Raw genomic sequence first — 20,224 nt, forward strand, 5'->3', positions numbered from 1 at the left:
TTATCTGCAATTGTTGCGGACAATATTGCATATGATGTTGCAGATAAACGCTATTCCTGTATTGCACGATAGCTTGTCTGTCGGGCGGATCCTTGTCTGTCGACTTTGCCCTGTCTCATCAGAGAGTTCAGCAATACGCGAACGCGTGCGGAGGAAACTCCAAGTCGGGATGCAATCTCCGCGGCTTTCATGGATTGTCCTGACTGCAACAGGTGAAGAACGTCTTGCTCTCGCCGTGGCTGAGCCATTCGTGAACTGGTCTGAGGGACGTCATAATTCGGATGTATGGCATCGGCTTTGCGGACGACGGTGATTGGCATCGACAGCGTCACCCGATCCGGATTCAGCTCCTCGTGCAGCATCGGGTCAGACAGATTCTCTGATCTCGTGCCAGCGCGGAGCGTATCGAATCCACTGCCCGCGCGTTCGCCGATGCCGAGCAGATTGAACATTTTCATGATGCCGGGATTGCGGGCATCCGACAATCCGCCACGCTCGATGAGCGATTGCTCAAGGCGCAACGTGCCGGGATTGCGGAAGTCGATGCGTTCGTTGCCGTGACGAATCACCACCACGCCGGTTCCTCCAAAGTAGTCGGCATGACCGAGCGCATTGGCGAAGGCTTCCCGGATGGCTTTGCGCAGCGGCGTATCGTCCAATCGCATAATGCCGTTCGGCAAATTGAATGGCATGGGCAGGCCGTCCACCAGTTTGGGGGTAACGCGGGTCCAAAAGCCGAAGACATTGCCGGGCCATGTGCCGTCGGCGGACATGATGCGATCGTCCCACCGTCGGGTGGCGGTATCCGTAATCAACCTGAAATCAAGCAGATAGCGGGCGAATTCCTCGGTGATGTACCGCTCATCGCCGAACATCAGCAAGCCCGCCCGCGTGGGATGCAGCTGGCGGCTGCCTGGCAATCGCCGCGCCGCGCCGAGCCTCCACAGCAGTTCGTCGTCGGGCAATTCCAACCAAGGATGTCCAGGTCTCTGAGCTTTGAGCAGGTTGCGATATGAGTTGAGCGTCGGAATGTCTATGGATTCCAGGCCCATCTCCTCGACGACCGTCCCATCAATAGGTTCATCGCCTTGGTCTCGGATCATGGCTCGGTATTCATCCGATGAGCAGTGGTAGTCGCCTTCGCCATTGCGACGGTAGGTGCCGGTCAGCGGGTTGCGACAGGGCGAAAACAGGACGCATTTCCCGTTGGGCGCGGGGAATTTCGATGATGATTGCGTCCTTGCCATCATATGATTCGATATGAACGTTTTCATCGACCAAAATGTTTGCGCTGACGGTGTTGCCGTCATTCACGTTGTTCCAAAAAGTCGTCATCAGTTCATGGGCGTGGGGTACTCCGGTGACATGCAGGCGATGGTCGGCGTCCTCCTCCGCGCCAAGGATGATCGTGCCGCCATTGGTGTTGGCGAATGCGCTGTACGTCTCCCATAGGCTGTGGGGCAGTTTGGCATCCGGCTATCTGCCGCGCGGAACGGTGCCGACAATCGGGCTGAGATGCTGACTGCCATGCCGTGCGATACGCTCCACCGGTTCGTCGGCAATGCCGACCGTCATGTCACCCACCGCAAATATCGAAAAACGATATGTATGTATTGTAAAACAATTGTTAGTGATGTTTATATATCGTTTTCCGATAGATTACTATCGTTATTCAGATGGTGTCAATGATAGGGAAGGAGCCATTATGAATGAACCGATCAGGACGGCGGCCATGCATGGTACGCAATGCCGCCTGGCCGTCATCATTGCGATCAAGGCGATGATCGTGCTGTTCGAGCTGGTGTGCGTGCTCGGCCAGTACGCCGTGTTCCCCGTCTCCGCCGCAGTGGTGGAGGAGGTGCCGGAAACGGCGCCGGGCCTGTGGCCCTATCGGATCGCGGCGGTGCTTGGCATCCTGTGCGTGGAGGTGGCGCTCGCCGCCGTCTGGCCGCTGCTCACGTTGGTGCGCGACCGGGACATCTTCTCCGGTAGGGCGATCGCATGGGTCGATCTCGTCATCGGCTGTGCGTGTGCGGAGGGCCTTCTGGTGCTGTTCGTTCTGGTTTTCGCCGGCTCCGGCCTGCAGTACGTCGATCCGGTGACCCGCGAGAGCGTTCCGGCTGCGCTGTCCATGCCGCTGATGGCGCTGACGCTTGTCGTGGGGCTGCTGCTCATCGCTGCGTTCGTGCTGCTCATGCTTGTCATGCGTTCGCTGCTCACGCAGGCGATCGTGCAGCGCCGCGAACTCGAGGCGGTGATCTGATGGCCATCCGCGTGAACCTGGACGTCATGCTCGCCAAACGCAAGATGGGCGTCAACGAGCTGGCCGATGCGATCGGCATCACCCCGGCCAACGTATCGATTCTGAAGAACGGCCGCGCCAAGGCGGTGCGCTTCACCACGCTTGACGCGATCTGCCGCACGCTCGGCTGCCAGCCGGGCGACATCCTCGAATATGCGGACGATGCGGATGCCGCAGACGCAGGCGAGGCCTGAGACTGCGGCGGCGAGCGCGGTGGCGAGGGGGCGGATGCCCCTCGCCACCGCGCTCGGTTTGTCACTCGTGATGTTCGCGGCAGGTCTGGCCGAGTCTGCGCGACAGGGTGATCGGGTCGAGCAGCTCATCCAGCTGGTCGGCGGGCAGGTCGGTGCGTTCGCCGGCCACCTCGCGCACGGTCCGGTTGGTCGAGGAGGCCTCCTCGGCGATGTCCGCCGCATGCTCGTAGCCGATGGAGCCGTTGAGCGCGGCCGCGATCGACGGCGAATACTCGGCGTAACGGCGGCCGACGGCGGCGTTGATGGTGATCCCCTCCACGCAGCGCTCGCGGAACATGACCATGGCGCGGGTCAGCAGGTCGATGCCCCTGAGCAGCTCGTGGATGATCACCGGGTCGAATGCGTTGAGCTGCAGCTGGCCTTCCGACGCGGCCCAGGTGACGGTCGTGTCCATGCCGAACACGCGGAAGCACACCTGATTGACGCATTCGGGAATCACCGGATTCACCTTGCCGGGCATGATGCTGCTGCCTGCCTGACGGGCGGGCACGTTGAGGTCGTTGAAGCCGTCATGCGGGCCTGAGTTGAGCAGTCGCAGGTCGTCGGCGGCCTTCTTCAGATGGATGGCGAGGTTCTTCGTGGTCTGCGAGACGGCGATGTACGCGCTCATGTCCGTCATCGCGGCGATCGGGTCGGATGCCGCGGTGATCGGCAGACCGGTGATGCGGGCCAGATGCTCGGTGGCGGTGTTGCGGAAACGCCGGTCCGCGCAGATGCCGGTGCCGATGGCCGTCGCGCCGAGGTTGAGGCTCATGAGCTGCGGCACCACGCGCTCCAACGCCGCAGTATCCGCCTTGAGGAAGCTGGCGAATGCGTGGAACTCCTGACCGTAGGTCATCGGCACCGCGTCCTGCAGCTGGGTGCGGCCGATGGTCACGTCGTTGATGTGGCGGTCGGCGAGGTCATGGAAGGTGCGGGCGAGCTTCTTCGTCTCCTCGGCGAGTGGGCCGATGGCGTCGATGAGCGCGAGCTTGCAGGCCGCCGGGTACGTGTCGTTCGTCGACTGCGAGTGGTTCACGTCGTCGTTCGGATGGATGTAACGGTAGTCGCCTTTGTCGTGGCCGCCGAGCTCGAGCGCGCGGTTGGCGATGACCTCGTTCATGTTCATGTTCGTGGAGGTCCCCGCGCCGCCCTGCAACACGTCGACGGGGAACTGGTCGGCGAGCTTGCCGGCCTCGATCTCGCGGCAGGCGGCGACGATCAGACGCGCCTTGCCGTGGTCGATGAGGCCGAGCTCGTCGTTGGCCTCGGCGCATGCGCGCTTGACCGTCGCGTAGGCCTGCATGAGCTGGGGGTGGCTGGAGTCCTTGACCCCCGAGACGGTGAAGTTGCCGATCGCCCGCTGCGTGTGGATGCCCCAGTACACATCCGCAGGGACCTCAAGCTCGCCGATGCAGTCATGTTCGAGGCGTGTTGTCGAAGATGTGCTCATATCCGTTCCTTTGCTGGACGTTGTGTGTGTCGTGCGGCGTTGCCGATGTGACGTCGCTGATGTGACGTTGCCGCATCGCGGTTGCCGGCGGCATCGGGGCGAACGTCGTCCTGGCGTGCGCTGCCTCTTGCTGGTCTCCATCTTCCCCTGTTTTGCCGCGACTCGCCAAGATTCGCTGGTAGCGTAGCGGCGTGCGTCGGCGTGTCGCGGCCGGTGGAGCCGGTTTTGTGTTTCGATGAGCGTGACGGCGACGGTGGCGTGAAGCCGTTTGTCCGCGACAGGCGGCAGTATCAAACATATGTACGATTGTTTGAACCTGTTCTCGGCGCCTACCAGGGCATGGTTCAAACATGCGTTCCCGCAGCCAACGGCGGTGCAGCAGCAGGCGTGGCCGGCCATCCGGTCCGGGCGCGATGTGCTCGTGGTCGCGCCGACCGGATCGGGCAAGACGCTGACGGCGTTCCTCGCCGCGATCGACCGGCTGATGCGCACGGAACCGCCGGCGGGGCGGGAGAGGCGCGCCAATGTTAGACGGCATGCGGTGTCCGTCGTCTACGTGTCGCCGCTCAAGGCGCTCGCGGTCGACGTGGCGAAGAACCTCGAACAACCGTTGGCGGGCATCGCCGAACAGTGCGAGGCGCTCGGACTGCCGGCGCCCGCCGTCAGCGTGGCCATCAGGAGCGGGGATACCACGGCCCAGGAACGACGCAGGATCGCGACCCATCCGCCTGACATCCTCGTCACCACGCCGGAGTCCCTGTACCTGATGCTCACCTCCAAGGCCCGCCGCATCCTCACCGGCGTGGGCACCGTGATCGTCGACGAGGTGCATGCGCTGGCCGGCGGCAAGCGGGGCGCCCATCTGGCGGTGAGTCTGGAACGGCTGGAATCGCTTACGGACGGTCCGGTGCAGCGCATCGGACTGTCCGCCACCGTCAATCCGCCGTCGGAGGCGGCCCGGTTCCTCTCCGGCGGCCGGCCGGTGGACATCATCGACCCGGACGACCGGCCTGCGATGGACCTCAAGGTGGTGGAGCCGCTTGCCGACATGCGCGACCTGCAGTCGGCGAACGTCCCCGCCCGCGCCGGAGGCGTGGAGGCGGACAGGGACGGAGGCGCGAGGACTCGAATCAGCGGTGTCACGCCGGCCATGCAGCGGCTGGCCGAGCGAAAGGGCGTCGCCGCGTCGCAAGCGGATTCGACCGCCATCATCGGAGCCGCCGGGGACGGGACGTCAGGGTCCGTCTGGCCGGTCGTCGAACGCAGCATCCTCGACGAGGTGCTGGCTCACCGCACCACATTGGTGTTCGTCAACTCCCGGGGACTCGCCGAAAAGCTCACCGCACGCCTCAATGACCTGTATGCGCAGGATTACGGGGGAGCGGGGGATGACTCCTTCGGGCACGGCTCTCCGGAAGGACGGGAGGGGTTCTCCGGCCATTACGACTCGGTGGTGGGCTCCACCACCATGCTTGTGGGAAGCCATGGGCAAGGGGACGTCATCGCCATGGCCCATCACGGTTCGGTGTCGAAGGACCGCCGCAAGCAGATCGAGGAGCAGCTCAAACAGGGGCGCCTTCGCTGTGTGGTCGCGACGAGCAGCCTCGAACTCGGCATCGATATGGGATCGGTGGACCTCGTTATCCAGGTATCCCCGCCGCTGTCCGTCTCCTCCGGACTGCAGCGCGTGGGCCGTGCCGACCATCATGTCGGCGGCGTATCCCACGCCCTGTTCTACCCGCTCACCCGCGAGCAGATCATCGGGGTCGCCGCCAGTATCGAGGCCATGCGGGCGGGCGGTCTGGAACCGCTCGTCATACCCCGCAACCCTCTGGACGTGCTCGCCCAGCAGACCGTGGCCGCCGCGGCGATGGACGACCTCAAACCGGACGCCTGGTATGCGACGGTGCGCAGGTCGGCACCCTTCGCCGACCTGGACCGCAGCATGTTCGACGCGGTCATGGGCATGATGACCGGCGCATACGCCGACGAGGACTTCTCCGCGTTCCGCCCGCCGCTCATGTGGAACCATGACGACGACATCATCGCCGCCAGGCCCGGCGCCCAACGGCTCGCCGTCACCAGCGGAGGCACCATCCCCGACCGTGGCCTGTACACGGTCGTGCTGCCTGAAGCCGATGCGGGCAAAGGGCCGCGCCGGGTCGGCGAACTGGACGAGGAGATGGTCTATGAGTCCCGCGTCGGCGACGTGATCACCCTGGGAACATCCGCATGGCAGATTCAGGAGATCACCCGCGACCGGGTCGTGGTGGTGCCGGCCCCCGGCCGTACGGCGCGACTGCCGTTCTGGCATGGCGAGGACAGCGGCAGGGATGCGGGATTCGGCCGTCTGCGCGGACGGTTCGTGCGGGAGGTCGCGCAAGGGCTGCACGAGACGACAGGCGACGGATCCGGTCCGTTCCGGCGTGGGGGCCGTGTCGGCGCCGTCGCGACGCAGGGGAACGCCCCTCGATTCGATGCCGCCGTCGAGCGGAGGCTGCGCTCCGACGGACTCGATGACAACGCCATCGGCAACCTGGCCAAGCTGCTCGCCGAGCAGCGGGCCTCCACGACCTACATCCCCGATGACCATACGGTCGTCGTCGAACGATGCCCTGACGAGGAGGGGGACTGGCGCGTCATCGTGCACTCCTCGCTTGGCAGGCGGGTCCATGAGCCGTGGGCCCTGGCCATCGACGCGCGGCTGAAACAGCGCTACGGGTTCGACGGGCAGGTCTATGCCGCCGACGACGGCATCGTGCTGCGATTGCCGGACGGCGAAGGCGACATCCCGATCCGGGTCATTCTCCTGTTCGACGCCGATGAGATGCGCCACATCATCGAGACTCAGGTCGGCGAGAGCGTGCTGTTCGCCGCCCGGTTCCGCGAATGCGCGGCACGGTCCCTGTTCCTTCCGCGCACCGAACCGGGCAGGCGCGTGCCATTATGGCAGCAGCGGCTGCGCGCGGCGCAGCTGCTCGGCGCGGCTCGCACGCGGCACAACTTCCCGTTGCTGCTGGAGACCGCCCGCGAATGCCTGCAGGACGTATACGACCTGCCGGCGCTCGCGCGCCTGATGGGCGCGCTGCGGGATGGGACGATGACCTTGGCCGAGACCACGACGCAGACGCCATCGCCGTTCGCCGAGAACCTGCTCTTCGGATTCGTCGGCTCGGTCATGTACCAGTACGACATGCCGCAGGCCGAGCGCAGCGCGCAACTGCTCTCCGTGGACCCCGACGTACTGGAACGGCTGCTCGGCGAAACCGACCTGTCCGCGGTGCTCGACCCGGATGCGATCCGGGAGGTGATGCAGCGGCTCGCTGAACGGAAGTTCTGGAATGACCTGGATGATGCCGATGTCGCCGGCCGGGTCGCACGATACGCCAAAACCCATGGCCCGTTCACCACAGACGAGCTGCTGCACGACACCGGCATGCCGGCCGATGAAGTCGTACATGAGCTGGACCGGATGCACGCGGGCGGGGAGCTGATGCGCGGGACGTTTCTCATGGCCTCGTCCGGTGATGGCGCTCCGGCCAATGCCGGAAACGGCTGGCAGAGAGATGCCCCGGAGGATGCCGTCTCCGGTGCCTCACCCGATGTGCCGGCGACACGGCCCAAGCCGCAGCAGTGGCTGCACCGCGAAGTGTTCCGGCGTATCCGCGCTCTGTCGCTCGCCAAAGCGCGGCACAGTATCAGACCGGTGGATCCGTCCGTCTACCAGTCGTTCCTGCTGGATTATCAGGGCGTCGGTCCGGTCGGCGGTGAACGGTATCGCGGAGAGGACGGTCTGATGCGGGTCATCGAGCAGCTGGAGGGCGTGTCATTGCCGTTGCAGGTGTGGGAGACATCCGTGTTCCCATCCCGGGTGGGTGACTATGAGCCAGCGCAGCTGGATGCGCTGCTGTCGTCTGGTGATGTCGTCTGGATCGGCGGGGAGTCTGACGCCGCAAAAGGCGAGGAACCGCCGCGCATGGGGCCGGTGGCGTTTCATCCGGCCGACTCGCCGCTGCTCGAAGCCCGTCTGCGAAGACTGCGCGTCGACTATGAGCACAGGCGTCGGAACCGGAACGCCGATGGCAAGGCGGACTCCCATGCCGTGGCGTCGTCCGATGTCGGTGACGCCATACTCGAGGCACTGTCCGCCGGCGGCGCCTATCACGCCGCGCAGTTGGAGTCCATGGCACGCGACCGTTGGACGGCCGCCGGCGATGAGCCGTATATCGACCCGGACACCGGCGAGATCGTGCCGCAGGCATGGACGCAAAGCAGGTTCGAAGAGGCGTTATGGGCGCTGGTGCGCAGCGGCTTGGTCACCAACAGCTCGTTGACGCCGGTGAGGGCATTGGACGAGACCCGCCAGACCGGCCATGCGGCGCGTTCCCGCGCTCCCTCGCGCAATGGCCTGCGTCGGGCGCGCCCACGCATGGCAAACGCGCGGCTGATGATGCCAGCGACTTTGGGCGGTCTATGGTCGTCGACCATCACCGGCCTCCCGGATGCCGATGACGTCTCGCAGGCAGACAATGTTTCGGAGGTCACCGCCGTCATGGATGGTGCCGCCGTCATGGATGGTGCCGACGTCTCGGATGACGCCAAAGCCCCAGGCGACGCCGAGGACCCACGAAGTGACAGCCTGCCGGACTCGGCCGTCGTCTCGGCAGCCTCCGATGATTCACGGCCGGCGGAGACGCCCCTCGGCGACCGAACACAGGGCAAGGCCGTCTGCATTCGACCAGAGCGTGAGGCCGGCACCGCCGCCACGCAGTCGGTGATCGATCTCGTCGACGTGCTGCTTGACCGGTATGGCATCATCGCGCAACCGCTCATCGGCATGGAGGATGTGCCGGGAGGCTTCCAGACGCTGTATCCGGTGCTCAAACGCATGGAGGATCATGGCATGCTGGTGCGAGGCATGTTCGTACGTGGTTTCGGCGCAGCGCAGTTCGCACAAAAGGACACAGTTGACGCGCTGCGCGACCATGCACGTCAGACCGGCAGGTCAGACATCGCCATCGACGCCACCGACCCCGCGAACCTGGCCGGAACGGCGATTGACTGGCCGGAACGGCCAGAAACGCAACAGGATGCCAAACAGGTTAGGACGATCCGCCGTGCGGGTGCGCTCGTCGTGTTCGCCCATGGCCATCCGGTGTTATACGCCGCTGTGGGAAGCCATCATCTCGTTGCGTTCGACCGCACTCCGGACGTGCTGAAAGCCGCATGCACCGAACTGGCATACGCGCTCCAACGCAGGATGATACCGGGGACGCGCGGGGGAGCGACCTTCTCCGACCTGAACGGCGAGCCGTTGACCGTACGCAATGAAACCGCGCGCATCCTGCATGCCGCAGGCTTCACGCCATGCCCGCAAGGCATGAGACTCTACGGCTGAGGCACACCGCTGGGCAAGGGCGGCCAACGCCGGCGGGTCGTCAGGCGATGTAGGCGATGGGCGCGCCCAGGTCGACGCCAGACCCGTCACGGCGCATATCCGGCTTCGGCAGCTCCACCGGCGCTCCGCCCTCGGTCGAGGCGTGCAGCGGGTACATGCCCGTCCACGCGAAGATCAGTGTGTTCTGCCCCTTGAGGAACCGCTGCGAGCGCACGCCGCCCGTGCCGCGCCCCTTTGTCGGATACATCTCCAACGGTGTCACCTTCGCGGCGCCGTTCTCGGTTCCGGCAAGCGCGTCCTTGTCGCCGGCGACCGTGAGCACGACCGCGCCGGACGCGGAGAACATGCCGTTCTCGCCTTCCTCGTACGTCCACGCGATCTTGCCGGCGGGGACGACGTTGAATGCCATGACCGTGCAATCGGCGGCCAGCCTGATTCCGGCCATGCCTCCCGCGGTCCTGCCCTGCGGGCGCACGTTGACGGCCTCGAACGTGAGCAGCGACGAGTCGGACGAGATGAACACCAGCCGGTCCTCGTCGGCCGCATCGGCGGCGAACAGGACGCTGTCGCCGTCCTTCAGGTCGATGACGCTCCACGAATCCATGGTGGTCGGCGACTCACGGTTCCAGCGTTTCACCACGCCGCCGCGGGTGCCGATCGCCAACGGCGCGAGCTCGTTCACGCCTTCACCTGCCGCATCCGCCGGCTGTTCGACGCCATTGAGCGTGCCGGTCATCGCGATGGCGGTCACTACGTGCTCGCCGGGCACGGGATCCGTGCTCTCGGTCATCCCCAGCAGTTCGTCCGCGCGGATGCCGCCGGTCGCGCTGACCGTGGAATCCACCGCCACATCAGGCAGCTCCACCACATGCGCCAGCACGAGGCGCCCCGCCGAAGTGATCAGACCATACGAGGATCGTGTGGACGTGCGGAACATCGAGACGATCTGGTCGTCCTTCGTCCGCCGGTCGGTCGCCGATCGTGTCTGCCACACGTCCATCGCGGCGGGCGACGTGCGTGCGATGAGGCCGGACGCGCTGAGCATCACCACGCACGGCTTGTCGTCGATCTGCAATGCGGTCGCGGTCGCGTTCTCCTCGCCGGCCTTCTTCGCCGCCGCCGCTGCCGCTGCAACGTCCGCCGCCGCGGAGGAGACCGTCTGTGCCTCCGCCGCGGCGCGAATCGCCGTGGCCGACGCCTCGTCGTCGCCGTGCGCGACGACGGGCGCGAGCGAGCCGTCGGGGTTCTCGTCGAGCAGCACCGTGCGCCGCGGCGTCCCGTACTGTTCGACGGCCTTGTCCATTTCGTTGACGACCACGCGGTCCAGCTCCTCGGCGGAGGCGAGGATGTGTTCGAGCTCCTCGATACGGCGTTTGAGGTCGTCGCGCTCCGCCTCAAGCTCGATGCGGCTCATGCGCGTGAGCCGGCGCAGCCGCAGGTCGAGAATGTACTGCGATTGGATCTCGTCCAGGTCGAACACGGCCATCAGCCGGCTTTTCGCGGTGTCGGCGTCGTCCGAGGATCGGATCACCTGGATCACCTCGTCGATGTCGAGCAGCGCCAGCAGCAGGCCCTCGACCAGATGCAGGCGTTCCTGCGCCTTCTTGCGGCGGAACTCGCTGCGACGGCGCACCACCACGCGGCGATGGTCGATCCACACCTGCAGCAGCTCCTTCAGCCCCATGGTGTGCGGTCGCCCGTCGACCAGCGCCACGTTGTTCATCGTGAAGTTGTCCTGCAGCGGCGTGTGCCTGAACAGCTGAGCCAGCACGGCGTTCGGGTCGAAGCCGGTCTTGATCTCGATGACCAGACGGGTGCCGTTATGACGGTCGGTCAGGTCGATCGCCCCGGAGATGCCCTCCAGCTTGCGGTTCTTCACCCCTTCGGAGATGCGTTCCAGCACACGTTCAGGGCCGACCATGAACGGAAGCTCGGTCACGACGATCGCCTTCTTGCGCGCGGTCACGTTCTCGAAATGCGTGGCGGAACGCGTGGTGAGCGTGCCGCGGCCCGTCTCGTACGCTTCGCGGATGCCGGAACGTCCGATGATGATGCCGCCGCCCGGCCAGTCCGGCCCGGGCACGTACTGCATGAGCTCCTCCAGACTCGACTGGGGATGCTTCATGAGGTGCTTTGCCGCCGCGACCACCTCGCCGAGATTATGCGTCGCCATGTTCGTGGCCATGCCGACCGCGATGCCGGATCCGCCGTTGACCAGCAGGTTCGGGATTGCCGCCGGCAGCACGGTCGGCTCCTTGAGCTTGTTGTCGTAGTTCGGCGTGAAGTCGACCGTGTCCTCGTCGATGTCGGCGTTCATGCCGAGCGCGGCGGGCGCGAGCCTCGCCTCGGTGTATCGGGATGCCGCGGGGCCGTCGTCAAGCGAGCCGAAGTTGCCGTGGCCGTCCACCAGCGGCAGGCGCATGGCGAACGGCTGGGCGAGACGGACCATCGCCTCGTAGATGGCGGAGTCGCCGTGCGGATGCAGCTTGCCCATCACCTCGCCGACCACGCGCGCCGACTTCATGTAGGCGCGTTCCGGGGTCAGGTTCATCTGGCCCATCTGGTAGATGATGCGCCGCTGCACCGGTTTGAGCCCGTCGCGCGCGTCCGGCAGCGCACGGGCGTAGATCACCGAATACGCGTATTCCAGGAACGACTTGCTCATCTCGTCGTTCAACGGCGTCTCGACGATATGCTCCTTGACCTCGCGCGGGTCGAAGGTCTGACGCGCGGTGCGATGTGCCATGAATGCCGCTCCCCATCTGTGCCGAATGTCTGCAGGATGACGGCCGCCTTGCGGTTCGCGCGCGGCCGTCACCGTCGTATCAGTCCATGTCGCCGCCCTGCCACGGCCGATGCGCGCGGGCGGGAAATGCCGAACATCCATGATAACCGACGTCCCGCCAACGGCCGTCACACGAAGCGGCGTCCGACAGTCGTCGCCCAAGCCGGCCGGCAGCCGTTTTCATGCGACGGTGATTGAATGGGGAGTATGGATGCGCAGACGGAACACATGAAGCAGCTGCACGGCATCATACCCACCGTGCGCTATGACGATGGATTCGGCAACGATGGATTCGACGCCGCCAAGACCGGGCATGACGGCGGCGAGACGGCCGGGTACGGCGATCGTGCGGCCGACTCGGGAATCGACCCCGCTGACCTGCCGCCGGCCGAGCTTCACCGTGACGGCCGCCTGCACCTGTCGTCCGTGCTGCCCGCGGTCAGCGCCGCGATCGGGCATCCGGTCGGCACCGCCATCCACCATGACCCCGCCCGGCTCAGGGACGCTCTGGGATTGCCCGAGGCCCGGTCGGCCATCGTCGTGCTCGTCGACGGGCTCGGATACTGGAACCTGCGGCTGCGCATCGGCCACTGCCCGTATATGCGTTCGCTGCTGCACGACAGCGCGAACCTCAGGCCGATATCCACGTGCGCGCCAAGCACCACGGTCGCGGCGATGGCCGCGTTCGGCACCGGAACGTGCCCGGGACTGACCGGCATGACCGGCTATACGCAACGCAACACGCGCACGGGGGAGCTGTCGCAGCTCATCCAGTTCAAGAACGCGATCGACCCGCATGAGCTGCAGCGCCAGCCCACGGTGTTCGAACGCCTGAGCGGCCAGGGCGTGCGCGTCACCAGTTGCGGACTGCCGAAGTTCGCCGGCTCGCCGCTTACCGAGGCGGCGCTGCGAGGTGCGCGGTACATCGGCGACATGCGGCCGTCCGCACGGGTGAAGGCGGCGGCGGAGGCGGCGCGCACGCCGGGGCTGACCTATCTGTACATCCGCGACGTCGACAAGACCGGCCATGCCGACGGCTGGGAGTCGCCGCAGTGGACCGCCGTCTTCGAACGGGTCGACGGGCAGCTCGGCCAGCTTGCGCGTCAGGCGCCGAAGGACACGCTGATCGTCATCGTCGCCGATCACGGCATGGTGTCGGCCGACCCTGCGGCCCGCGTCGACATCGCGCAGGAGCCGCAGCTGTCACGTGACGTGGCGCTGGTGGGAGGCGAGCCGCGTTCGGTGATGCTGTATGCGCAGCCCGACGCCGATCCGGAGGACATCGCCGCACGCTGGCGCGACCGTCTCGGCGACATGGCGTTGGTGAGGACCCGCCGTCAGGCCATAGACCAGGGGATGTTCGGTCCCGTCGACCCACGCGTCGAGCCGATGATCGGGGACGTGCTCGTATCGGCGGCGCAGGGCACGACCATCGTCGATTCACGCATCCAGACCGACAAGGCGACCCGGCTGCCGGGGGTCCACGGCTCGCAGACCGCGATGGAGATGGACATACCCTGCCTCATCGACCTCGTGTGAGACGAGGCCGCCGGCTTATGGCGACCGTCATTCGCCGAACAGGATCTCGTCCCAGCTGGGAACGGCGGAACGTCCGGAGCGGCGTTTCGCCGGTTTCGCGTCCGCCTGAGCGGATTCGGCCGTCTGTGTGCGCGGCGTCTCGCCTGCCGCGGCGGTCGAGCCTGCCGCGGCGGCAGGTTGGCCGGTCGCGGACATGCCGGTGGCCGAAGACGACGCAGGGGCGACCGCCGTGCCTGACTGCGCGGCAAGCGGCAGTGCGCCGGTGCGGGGGATGTCTCCTCCTGACGGCTGGGATGCCGATGCCGGCTCCGGAGCGTCCAGCGGCGACGTCTCGCGTGGCAGGCGCGCCTCGGGCCGAGCCGCCGGCAGCGTCGGTTTCGGCGTGTTCCATGCGGAGACCGCACGTTCGATACGTGCCGAACGCACCGAATCGCCCGGCAGCGACACGGCCGCGGCAAAGTCGCCGGCGTCGGCCGCGGCGGCAGCGCCTTCGCGAGGCCCCGACGCCGCCCCCAGCAGCTTCTTGGCCGTCGGATTAAGGCAGACGACCGCGTTGTCATGCATGTTCCACGACCATTCGGCCCTCGCCTGACGGCCCGCCGATTCGAAGGACGCGGTGATGCGCCACGGCTCGAGCCCCCGGCGTGTCGCCTTCCAGGTGACCGACTCCATGCCGATGCCGGCGACCGCCAGCGTGCGTTCGATCACGTCGGCGAGGGTGCGTCCGCGGCTCTCCTTGGGCGCGGGCACGGTGAAGAACTGTTCGATGGCGTACTGCTTCTCCATCTCCACCGCCGAGGAGAAGCGGCGGACGAGCGCCTCGCTCAGATGGTAGCGCTCCGCCACGCGGGCGGGGTCGGCGCCAGCGCGGATGAGCGCCTGGATCTGCGAGATCGGCAGGGTGGCGGACGTCGTGGAGCTGGGAGCCGAACGGGACTCCTCGCGGATCTGCTTGGCTTCGAGAAGGGCGCGCTCGAGCGTTTCGTCGACGATGACGCAGAACCGCTGCTCGCCAGCCGAGAACACAAGTCGGCCCGTGTCGTCGACATGGTCGAATCGGGCTTGCATGAGCGGGTTCTCAGGCATGATCACACCACTTTCTGTGTAGGAATTGCCACTTCATTCTACTTGCTTCCATTGTGCCGCACGTGTCGTATTTTACGGGTATTTCGAGTCGTGTATCCTACGGCGTCAAAAGTCATGTTATTCTATGGCGCATAACGTGCCACCATCGGTGAAAGGATTGCAATGGCTCAGGATTATGATTCCCCCCGCAACAAGGACGAGGACGAGGAATCGCTGCAGGCGCTCGGCAAGGGCTCGCGGAGCACTTCGAGCGACATGGACGACGACGAGAACGCCATCGCGGAGGACTACGAGCTGCCCGGCGCCGATCTGAGCAATGAGGACGCCTCGGTGACCGTCATCCCGATGCAGAACGACGAGTTCATCTGCTCCGAGTGCTTCCTGGTCAAGCACCGCAGCCAGCTCGCCTACGTCACGGACGACGGACAGCCGGTGTGCGAGGAGTGCGCCGCCTGATGTCGTTCGACGAGACCTACAACGAGCCGGAATACACGGAAGTGCTCGTGCGCTCCCTCGACCCCGTCCATCCGGTCGAACTGCGCTACGCGCACGCCGGAGACGCCGGAGCGGACCTGACCTGCACCGAGGAAGTGACGCTCAAGCCGTTCCAACGCGCACTCGTGCCCACGGGAATCGCCATCGCGCTGCCCGCGGGATATGTGGCGCTGGTCCATCCGCGTTCCGGCCTGGCCGTCAAGCAGGGCGTGACCGTGCTCAACGCGCCGGGCACCATCGACGCGGGATACCGCGGCGAAATCAAGGTGCCGCTCATCAACCTCGACCCCGAGCATACCGTGGTGTTCCATCCCGGCGACCGCATCGCCCAGCTGGTCATCCAGCGTTATGTCGAGGCGCGCTTCGTGCCGGCGCAGACGTTGCCCGGCTCGGATCGCGCGGAACGCGGCTTCGGGTCGACCGGCGTCTCGTCGCACTGACGCGGGGTGCGGCCGGACGCCGGCGGCAAGACGCCGATGGTCCGGCGATATGGTCGGTCGAAAGAGCCGGCCGATATGGTCCGACGGCGTCGTTGTTCGCTCGACGCGGGTAGGATGTGAACCACACGATATGTCAGAGGGAGGCGGAGATGGTCAACGACGAAGCCGAGCACAGCGCCGCCCGCATGCTTGGCTGTGAGATCAGCGGGGATCCGATGAACCCCCTGTTGCCGATCATGCAGGCGTGCCGGTCCCATCATCCCGGCGAGGACATGAGCATTCTGGACCGCGCGTACCGTCGAGCGGTCATCCAGCACTCCGCGCAACGCCGCAAATCCGGCGAGCCGTACATCATCCATCCGCTCGCGGTCGCGCAGATCCTCGCCGACCTCGGCATGGGTCCGCTCGTCGTGGCGGCAGGCCTGCTGCACGACACCGTTGAGGACACCGACTACACGCTCGACCAGTGCCGCGCCGAGTTCGGCGACACGGTCACCGGTCTGGTCGACGGCGTCACCAAGCTGAGCAAGATGGAGTACGGCGATTCCGCTCAGGCCGAGACCATCCGCAAGATGGTCGTCGCCATGAGCCGTGACGTGCGCGTGCTCGTCGTCAAACTCGCCGACCGCGTGCACAATGCGCGCACCTGGCGGTACGTCAAGTCGGCAAGCGCACAGAAGAAGGCCCGCGAGACCCTCGACGTGTACGCGCCGCTCGCCAACCGGCTCGGCATGAACGCCATCAAGACGGAGCTCGAGGAGCTCAGCTTCAAGGTGCTCTACCCGAAGATCTACAACGAGATCGTCGTGCTCGTGGCCCGCAGGGCCGGCCAGCGTGACGTCTATCTCAAGCAGATCCTGGCCGAGATCAACGAGGACCTCGACGAACAGCACATCAAGGCGTATGTGACCGGACGGCCGAAGGACTACTTCTCGATCTACCAGAAGATGATCGTGCGCGGCCACGATTTCTCGAACATCTACGATCTGGTCGGCGTGCGCATCATCGTCGACACGATTCAGGACTGCTATGCGGCGCTCGGCGCCGTGCACGCGCGGTGGAGCCCGGTGCCTGGCCGGTTCAAGGACTACATCGCCATGCCGAAGCTCAACATGTACCAGTCGCTGCACACCACGGTGGTCGGCCCCGGCGGCAAGCCGGTGGAGATTCAGATCCGCACGTGGGACATGCACCGGCGCGCCGAGTTCGGCATCGCCGCGCACTGGAAGTACAAGGAGAACGGCCAGGCCGGCCGTGCGCTCAGCTCGCCGGACAAGTCCGACCGCAAGCGCGAGGGCTCCGAAAACCAGGAGCTGAGCGAGGCGGACAACCTCAAATGGATTCAGCAGCTGGCCGACTGGACCAGCGAGACGCCGGACTCCAACGAGTTCCTCGGCTCGCTCAAGGAGGACCTCGGCGCCGCCGAAGTGTACGTGTTCACGCCGAAAGGCAAGATCGTCTCGCTGCCGGCCAACGCCACGCCCGTCGACTTCGCCTACGCCGTGCACACCGAGGTCGGCCACCGCACGATGGGCGCGCGCGTCAACGGGCGTCTCGTCCCGCTCGACACCAAGCTGGAGAACGGCGACACCGTCGAGGTGCTCACCTCCAAGTCCGACAACGCCGGTCCGTCGCGCGACTGGCTCAGCTTCGTCAAAAGCCCCAAGGCGCGCAACAAGATACGCCAGTGGTTCAGCAAGGAACGCCGCACCGAGGCCATCGAGGAGGGCCGCGACGAACTGACGCGCGCCATGCGCAAGCGCAACCTGCCGATCGCCACGCTGCTCACCGCGCAGGCGCTCGTCGGCGTGGCGGACGAGCTCAACATCGCCAACCCTGACGCCCTGTTCGCCGCCATCGGCGACGGGCAGATCTCCACGCAGAACGTCATCGCGCATCTGGTCAAGGACGCGGGCAGCGACGAGGTCGACGAGGAGGTCGAGCAGGAGGCGCTGCCGCTGCGCGCGGTCGAAAGCGCCCGCCGCAAGACCAATTCGCTCGGCGTGTCGGTCAAGGGCGTGGACGACGTGTGGGTCAAGCTCGCCCGCTGCTGCATGCCGGTGCCCGGCGACCGCATCGCCGGCTTCATCACGCGCAACCAAGGCGTGTCCGTGCACCGCACCGACTGCCAGAACATGATCGACCTGCAGCGCAAGCAGCCGGAACGGTGCGTCGACGTGCAGTGGACCAGCACCAAGGGCCTGTTCATGGTCAAGATCCAGGTGGAGGCGCTTGACCGTCAGCATCTGCTGAGCGACGTGACGCGCGTGCTCGCCGACCATGGTGTGAACATCCTCTCCGGCTCGCAGACCACCGGCTCGGATCGCGTGGCCATCAGCCAGTTCAGCTTCGAGATGGCCGATCCGCAGCATCTGAACCGTCTGCTCGCAGCCGTGCGCAAGATCGACGGCGTGTTCGACGTCTACCGCGTCACCGGCGCAAAGGATTCCGCCGTGCCGCGTCTGCGCAAGATGAAGTAGCCGTGTGCTTCCCGGCAGTCTCGCGGCCAATCCGACGGCTACAGTCCGCCAGTTTGCCGGTCCTTCATGACCGACCGTACCCGTAGCCAACACTCGGGTACGGTCGGTTTGTTTTTCGTGACGGACCGTACCCGAACCGTATACTGCGGGTACGTTTGGTTGGGATTTATTGACGGAACGTACTCGAACGGTGGTCTACGAGTACGGTCGGTTGGGAAAAGATGACGGACCGTACCCGTGGAAACTGTTTGAGTACGGTCGGTCGAGAGTTTTGAACGGACCGTACCCGAACCGTCTGCTACGGGTACGTTCGGTTGGGATTTATTGACGGAACGTACTCGTAGAAGCGGCCTGAGTACGGTTCGTTGTGAATTTTGGACGAATCGCACTCGGAAAGTCACTTTTTGGCGCGCGACACGCCGATAAACCTCGAAAAGGCATAAGCTCCGACCACATTACCCCGTTCGACTTGAACCAGAGACGCCGCTGTCGATAGCGTGCCATACATGAGAACACATATTCCTACCGAACGAATCCTTGACGAGGCCGAAGCCGCCGGCCGTTGCGCGGTCGGTCTCAACGACAGGCAACGGCGTGCGCTGAAGAGGAGGCATAAGGCCGGCGAACTGGTCCGGCCATATCGAAACGTATACGCCAGAGCTGCATATTGGGAGGGGCTGAATCCCATCCAGCGTCATTTCCATGTAGCCGCGGCGCTGAGCGTGCTTCACCCTGACTGGGTGTTCGCCGGTCTGACGGCAGCCGTCATCCATGGTCTGGAACATGGCTATACGCTGCACGGCGGCGTGACCATCACCATAGCGTCTTCGTTCCCGCCATCGAATCATCAGTATTGGCAGTTGCGAAGGATAGTCGTGGGTGAGACCGCCGACGATATTCAGTACGTCGTCGTATCCGGAGTCCGCGTGACCTCGTTGGAACGTACGCTGGTGGACTGTGCCGCCTTGTTTCCGTTCCAGGAGACTCTGGGCATGTTCGATGACGCGATGCGGCGCGGCTGCAATGTGTCCGCTCTCCCAGAATATGCCAGAATCCTGCATATGGACAGCATGGGTCTGGAACGTCTGTGCCAGTATGCGGACCCGTTGAGCGAGAACGGCGGTGAGTCGCTGGTACGGGCGCTGATCATCATCCTTGGTTTCGTGGTGCCTCGGTTGCAGTATGTATTCCGCAACCCGTCACGTCCAAACGCAGTGTATCGGGCGGACTTCATGTGGATTCTGCCGGATGGGAGCATGATCGTCCTGGAATTCGACGGCATGGACAAATACGTGATGCAGGACGGGCTGGAGCGCACGACCATCAGGGAGAAAGTGCATGCGGAGCGGGAACGGGAAGACGCTCTTAGAGGTCAACGAGTGCGAACGATTCTGCGACTTGAGGCCGAGGATCTGCAGGACCTGGACCGTCTGCGCAGAATCCTGACGGAGGCCGGCGTTCCGAGAAACCGTCAGTGAGCGATCGCACCCGGGAACGACGCTACGAGTACGCTTGACCGGAATCTCTAACGGACCGTACCCGAACAGCGGCGTACAAGTACGTTCGGTCGAGTTGTCTGTGACGGAACGTACTCGTGGAAGCGGTTTGAGTACGGTTCGTTGTGAATTCTGGACGGAACGTACTCGGAGCATCCTCTACGGGTACGTTCCGTCATTTTTCCCTGACGAACCGTACTCGAACGATGTCTACGAGTACGGTCGGTTGGAATTGCGGAACGGAACGTACTCGGGAGGTGCTGTACGGGTACGTTCGGTCAAGAAAAACTGACGGAACGTACGCGTGGAAGCGGTTTGAGTACGGTTCGTTGTGAATTCTGGACGGAACGTACTCGGAGCATCCTCTACGGGTACGTTCCGTTGCCGTCTCTGACGTTGATAATGGTTATGCCGGTTAATCCGATCGGCGATAATGGGAGTGGCGGCCTGGCGGTGACCCTGATTCTGACTGACGGCCTCGGTGATCGTGGCCTGTCCTTGTTCCGATTTGTCCCGC

At 65.1% G+C, this 20,224-nt stretch carries 11 protein-coding genes and 2 pseudogenes; 8 read left to right on the top strand and 5 right to left on the bottom strand.

The features are described 5' to 3' along the window. Positions 1–50 precede the first annotated feature (50 nt). The gene (locus F7D09_RS01875) at positions 51–1,250 is read right to left on the bottom strand and encodes an ATP-binding protein (protein ID WP_193312268.1); all 1,200 of its coding nucleotides are present in this window, start codon (positions 1,248–1,250) and stop codon (positions 51–53) included. A 7-nt stretch (positions 1,251–1,257) separates the two neighbouring features. Next, positions 1,258–1,464 (bottom strand): annotated as a pseudogene (locus F7D09_RS11705) (AlbA family DNA-binding domain-containing protein); the annotation flags it as partial. 241 nt (positions 1,465–1,705) lie between these two features. Here F7D09_RS11705 and F7D09_RS01885 point away from each other — a divergent pair. Both F7D09_RS01885 and F7D09_RS01890 read left to right on the top strand, forming a co-directional pair. Further along, complete coding sequence (locus F7D09_RS01885; protein ID WP_226835851.1) at positions 1,706–2,263, top strand: DUF2975 domain-containing protein; 558 nt, start codon at positions 1,706–1,708, stop codon at positions 2,261–2,263. Next, positions 2,263–2,496 carry a helix-turn-helix domain-containing protein gene (locus F7D09_RS01890; protein WP_152233735.1) on the top strand — a complete coding sequence of 78 codons (234 nt, stop codon included), beginning with the start codon at positions 2,263–2,265 and terminating at the stop codon, positions 2,494–2,496. Before F7D09_RS01885 ends, F7D09_RS01890 begins: the two co-directional genes overlap by 1 nt. A gap of 61 nt (positions 2,497–2,557) precedes the next feature. Here F7D09_RS01890 and F7D09_RS01895 read toward each other — a convergent pair whose 3' ends face one another. Further along, positions 2,558–3,988, bottom strand: a complete 1,431-nt coding sequence (locus tag F7D09_RS01895) for an aspartate ammonia-lyase (RefSeq protein WP_152233736.1) — start codon at positions 3,986–3,988, stop codon at positions 2,558–2,560. Between the two features lie 298 nt (positions 3,989–4,286). Between F7D09_RS01895 and F7D09_RS11710 the strand changes: the two are divergent. Continuing rightward, positions 4,287–8,981 (top strand): annotated as a pseudogene (locus F7D09_RS11710) (DEAD/DEAH box helicase); the annotation flags it as partial. A gap of 445 nt (positions 8,982–9,426) precedes the next feature. On the opposite strand, the gene F7D09_RS01905 reads toward F7D09_RS11710, so the two are convergent. Continuing rightward, the gene (locus tag F7D09_RS01905; protein WP_152233738.1) at positions 9,427–12,132 is read right to left on the bottom strand and encodes a DNA gyrase/topoisomerase IV subunit A; all 2,706 of its coding nucleotides are present in this window, start codon (positions 12,130–12,132) and stop codon (positions 9,427–9,429) included. A gap of 237 nt (positions 12,133–12,369) precedes the next feature. On the opposite strand from F7D09_RS01905, the gene F7D09_RS01910 reads away from it, so the two are divergent. After that, positions 12,370–13,710: an alkaline phosphatase family protein gene (locus tag F7D09_RS01910; protein WP_376862803.1), complete on the top strand. Its 1,341-nt coding sequence runs from the start codon at positions 12,370–12,372 to the stop codon at positions 13,708–13,710. A 27-nt stretch (positions 13,711–13,737) separates the two neighbouring features. Here the strand turns inward: F7D09_RS01910 and sepH are convergent, their stop codons facing one another. Continuing rightward, positions 13,738–14,796, bottom strand: coding sequence for a septation protein SepH (gene sepH / locus F7D09_RS01915; RefSeq protein WP_152233740.1), 1,059 nt, complete (start codon positions 14,794–14,796; stop codon positions 13,738–13,740). A gap of 162 nt (positions 14,797–14,958) precedes the next feature. Between sepH and F7D09_RS01920 the strand changes: the two genes are divergently transcribed. The 4 genes from F7D09_RS01920 to F7D09_RS01935 all read left to right on the top strand — a co-directional run bounded on the left by F7D09_RS01920 (position 14,959) and on the right by F7D09_RS01935 (position 19,689). Continuing rightward, entirely contained in the window at positions 14,959–15,252 is a 294-nt protein-coding gene (locus F7D09_RS01920; protein WP_152233741.1) for a DUF4193 domain-containing protein, read from the top strand. Beyond that, complete coding sequence (gene dut, locus F7D09_RS01925) at positions 15,252–15,731, top strand: dUTP diphosphatase (RefSeq protein ID WP_152233742.1); 480 nt, start codon at positions 15,252–15,254, stop codon at positions 15,729–15,731. The genes F7D09_RS01920 and dut overlap by 1 nt, the downstream gene beginning before the upstream one ends. A 149-nt stretch (positions 15,732–15,880) precedes the next feature. Beyond that, positions 15,881–18,211, top strand: coding sequence for a RelA/SpoT family protein (locus F7D09_RS01930; protein WP_152233743.1), 2,331 nt, complete (start codon positions 15,881–15,883; stop codon positions 18,209–18,211). Between the two features lie 506 nt (positions 18,212–18,717). After that, the gene (locus tag F7D09_RS01935; RefSeq protein WP_152233744.1) at positions 18,718–19,689 is read left to right on the top strand and encodes a type IV toxin-antitoxin system AbiEi family antitoxin domain-containing protein; all 972 of its coding nucleotides are present in this window, start codon (positions 18,718–18,720) and stop codon (positions 19,687–19,689) included. The last annotated feature ends 535 nt before the right edge of the window (positions 19,690–20,224 follow it).

Origin of the sequence: Bifidobacterium leontopitheci, assembly GCF_009193355.1 — a bacterium.
In the GTDB taxonomy this organism is placed as follows: domain Bacteria; phylum Actinomycetota; class Actinomycetes; order Actinomycetales; family Bifidobacteriaceae; genus Bifidobacterium; species Bifidobacterium leontopitheci.

What these genes read in the sequence shown, in the direction of transcription:
- F7D09_RS01875 (WP_193312268.1), bottom strand. Translation starts at nt 1,250, where the DNA reads ATGATGGCAAGGACGCAATCATCATCGAAATTCCCCGCGCCCAACGGG.
- F7D09_RS01885 (WP_226835851.1), top strand. Translation starts at nt 1,706, where the DNA reads ATGAATGAACCGATCAGGACGGCGGCCATGCATGGTACGCAATGCCGC.
- F7D09_RS01890 (WP_152233735.1), top strand. Translation starts at nt 2,263, where the DNA reads ATGGCCATCCGCGTGAACCTGGACGTCATGCTCGCCAAACGCAAGATG.
- F7D09_RS01895 (WP_152233736.1), bottom strand. Translation starts at nt 3,988, where the DNA reads ATGAGCACATCTTCGACAACACGCCTCGAACATGACTGCATCGGCGAG.
- F7D09_RS01905 (WP_152233738.1), bottom strand. Translation starts at nt 12,132, where the DNA reads ATGGCACATCGCACCGCGCGTCAGACCTTCGACCCGCGCGAGGTCAAG.
- F7D09_RS01910 (WP_376862803.1), top strand. Translation starts at nt 12,370, where the DNA reads ATGGGGAGTATGGATGCGCAGACGGAACACATGAAGCAGCTGCACGGC.
- sepH (WP_152233740.1), bottom strand. Translation starts at nt 14,796, where the DNA reads ATGCCTGAGAACCCGCTCATGCAAGCCCGATTCGACCATGTCGACGAC.
- F7D09_RS01920 (WP_152233741.1), top strand. Translation starts at nt 14,959, where the DNA reads ATGGCTCAGGATTATGATTCCCCCCGCAACAAGGACGAGGACGAGGAA.
- dut (WP_152233742.1), top strand. Translation starts at nt 15,252, where the DNA reads ATGTCGTTCGACGAGACCTACAACGAGCCGGAATACACGGAAGTGCTC.
- F7D09_RS01930 (WP_152233743.1), top strand. Translation starts at nt 15,881, where the DNA reads ATGGTCAACGACGAAGCCGAGCACAGCGCCGCCCGCATGCTTGGCTGT.
- F7D09_RS01935 (WP_152233744.1), top strand. Translation starts at nt 18,718, where the DNA reads ATGAGAACACATATTCCTACCGAACGAATCCTTGACGAGGCCGAAGCC.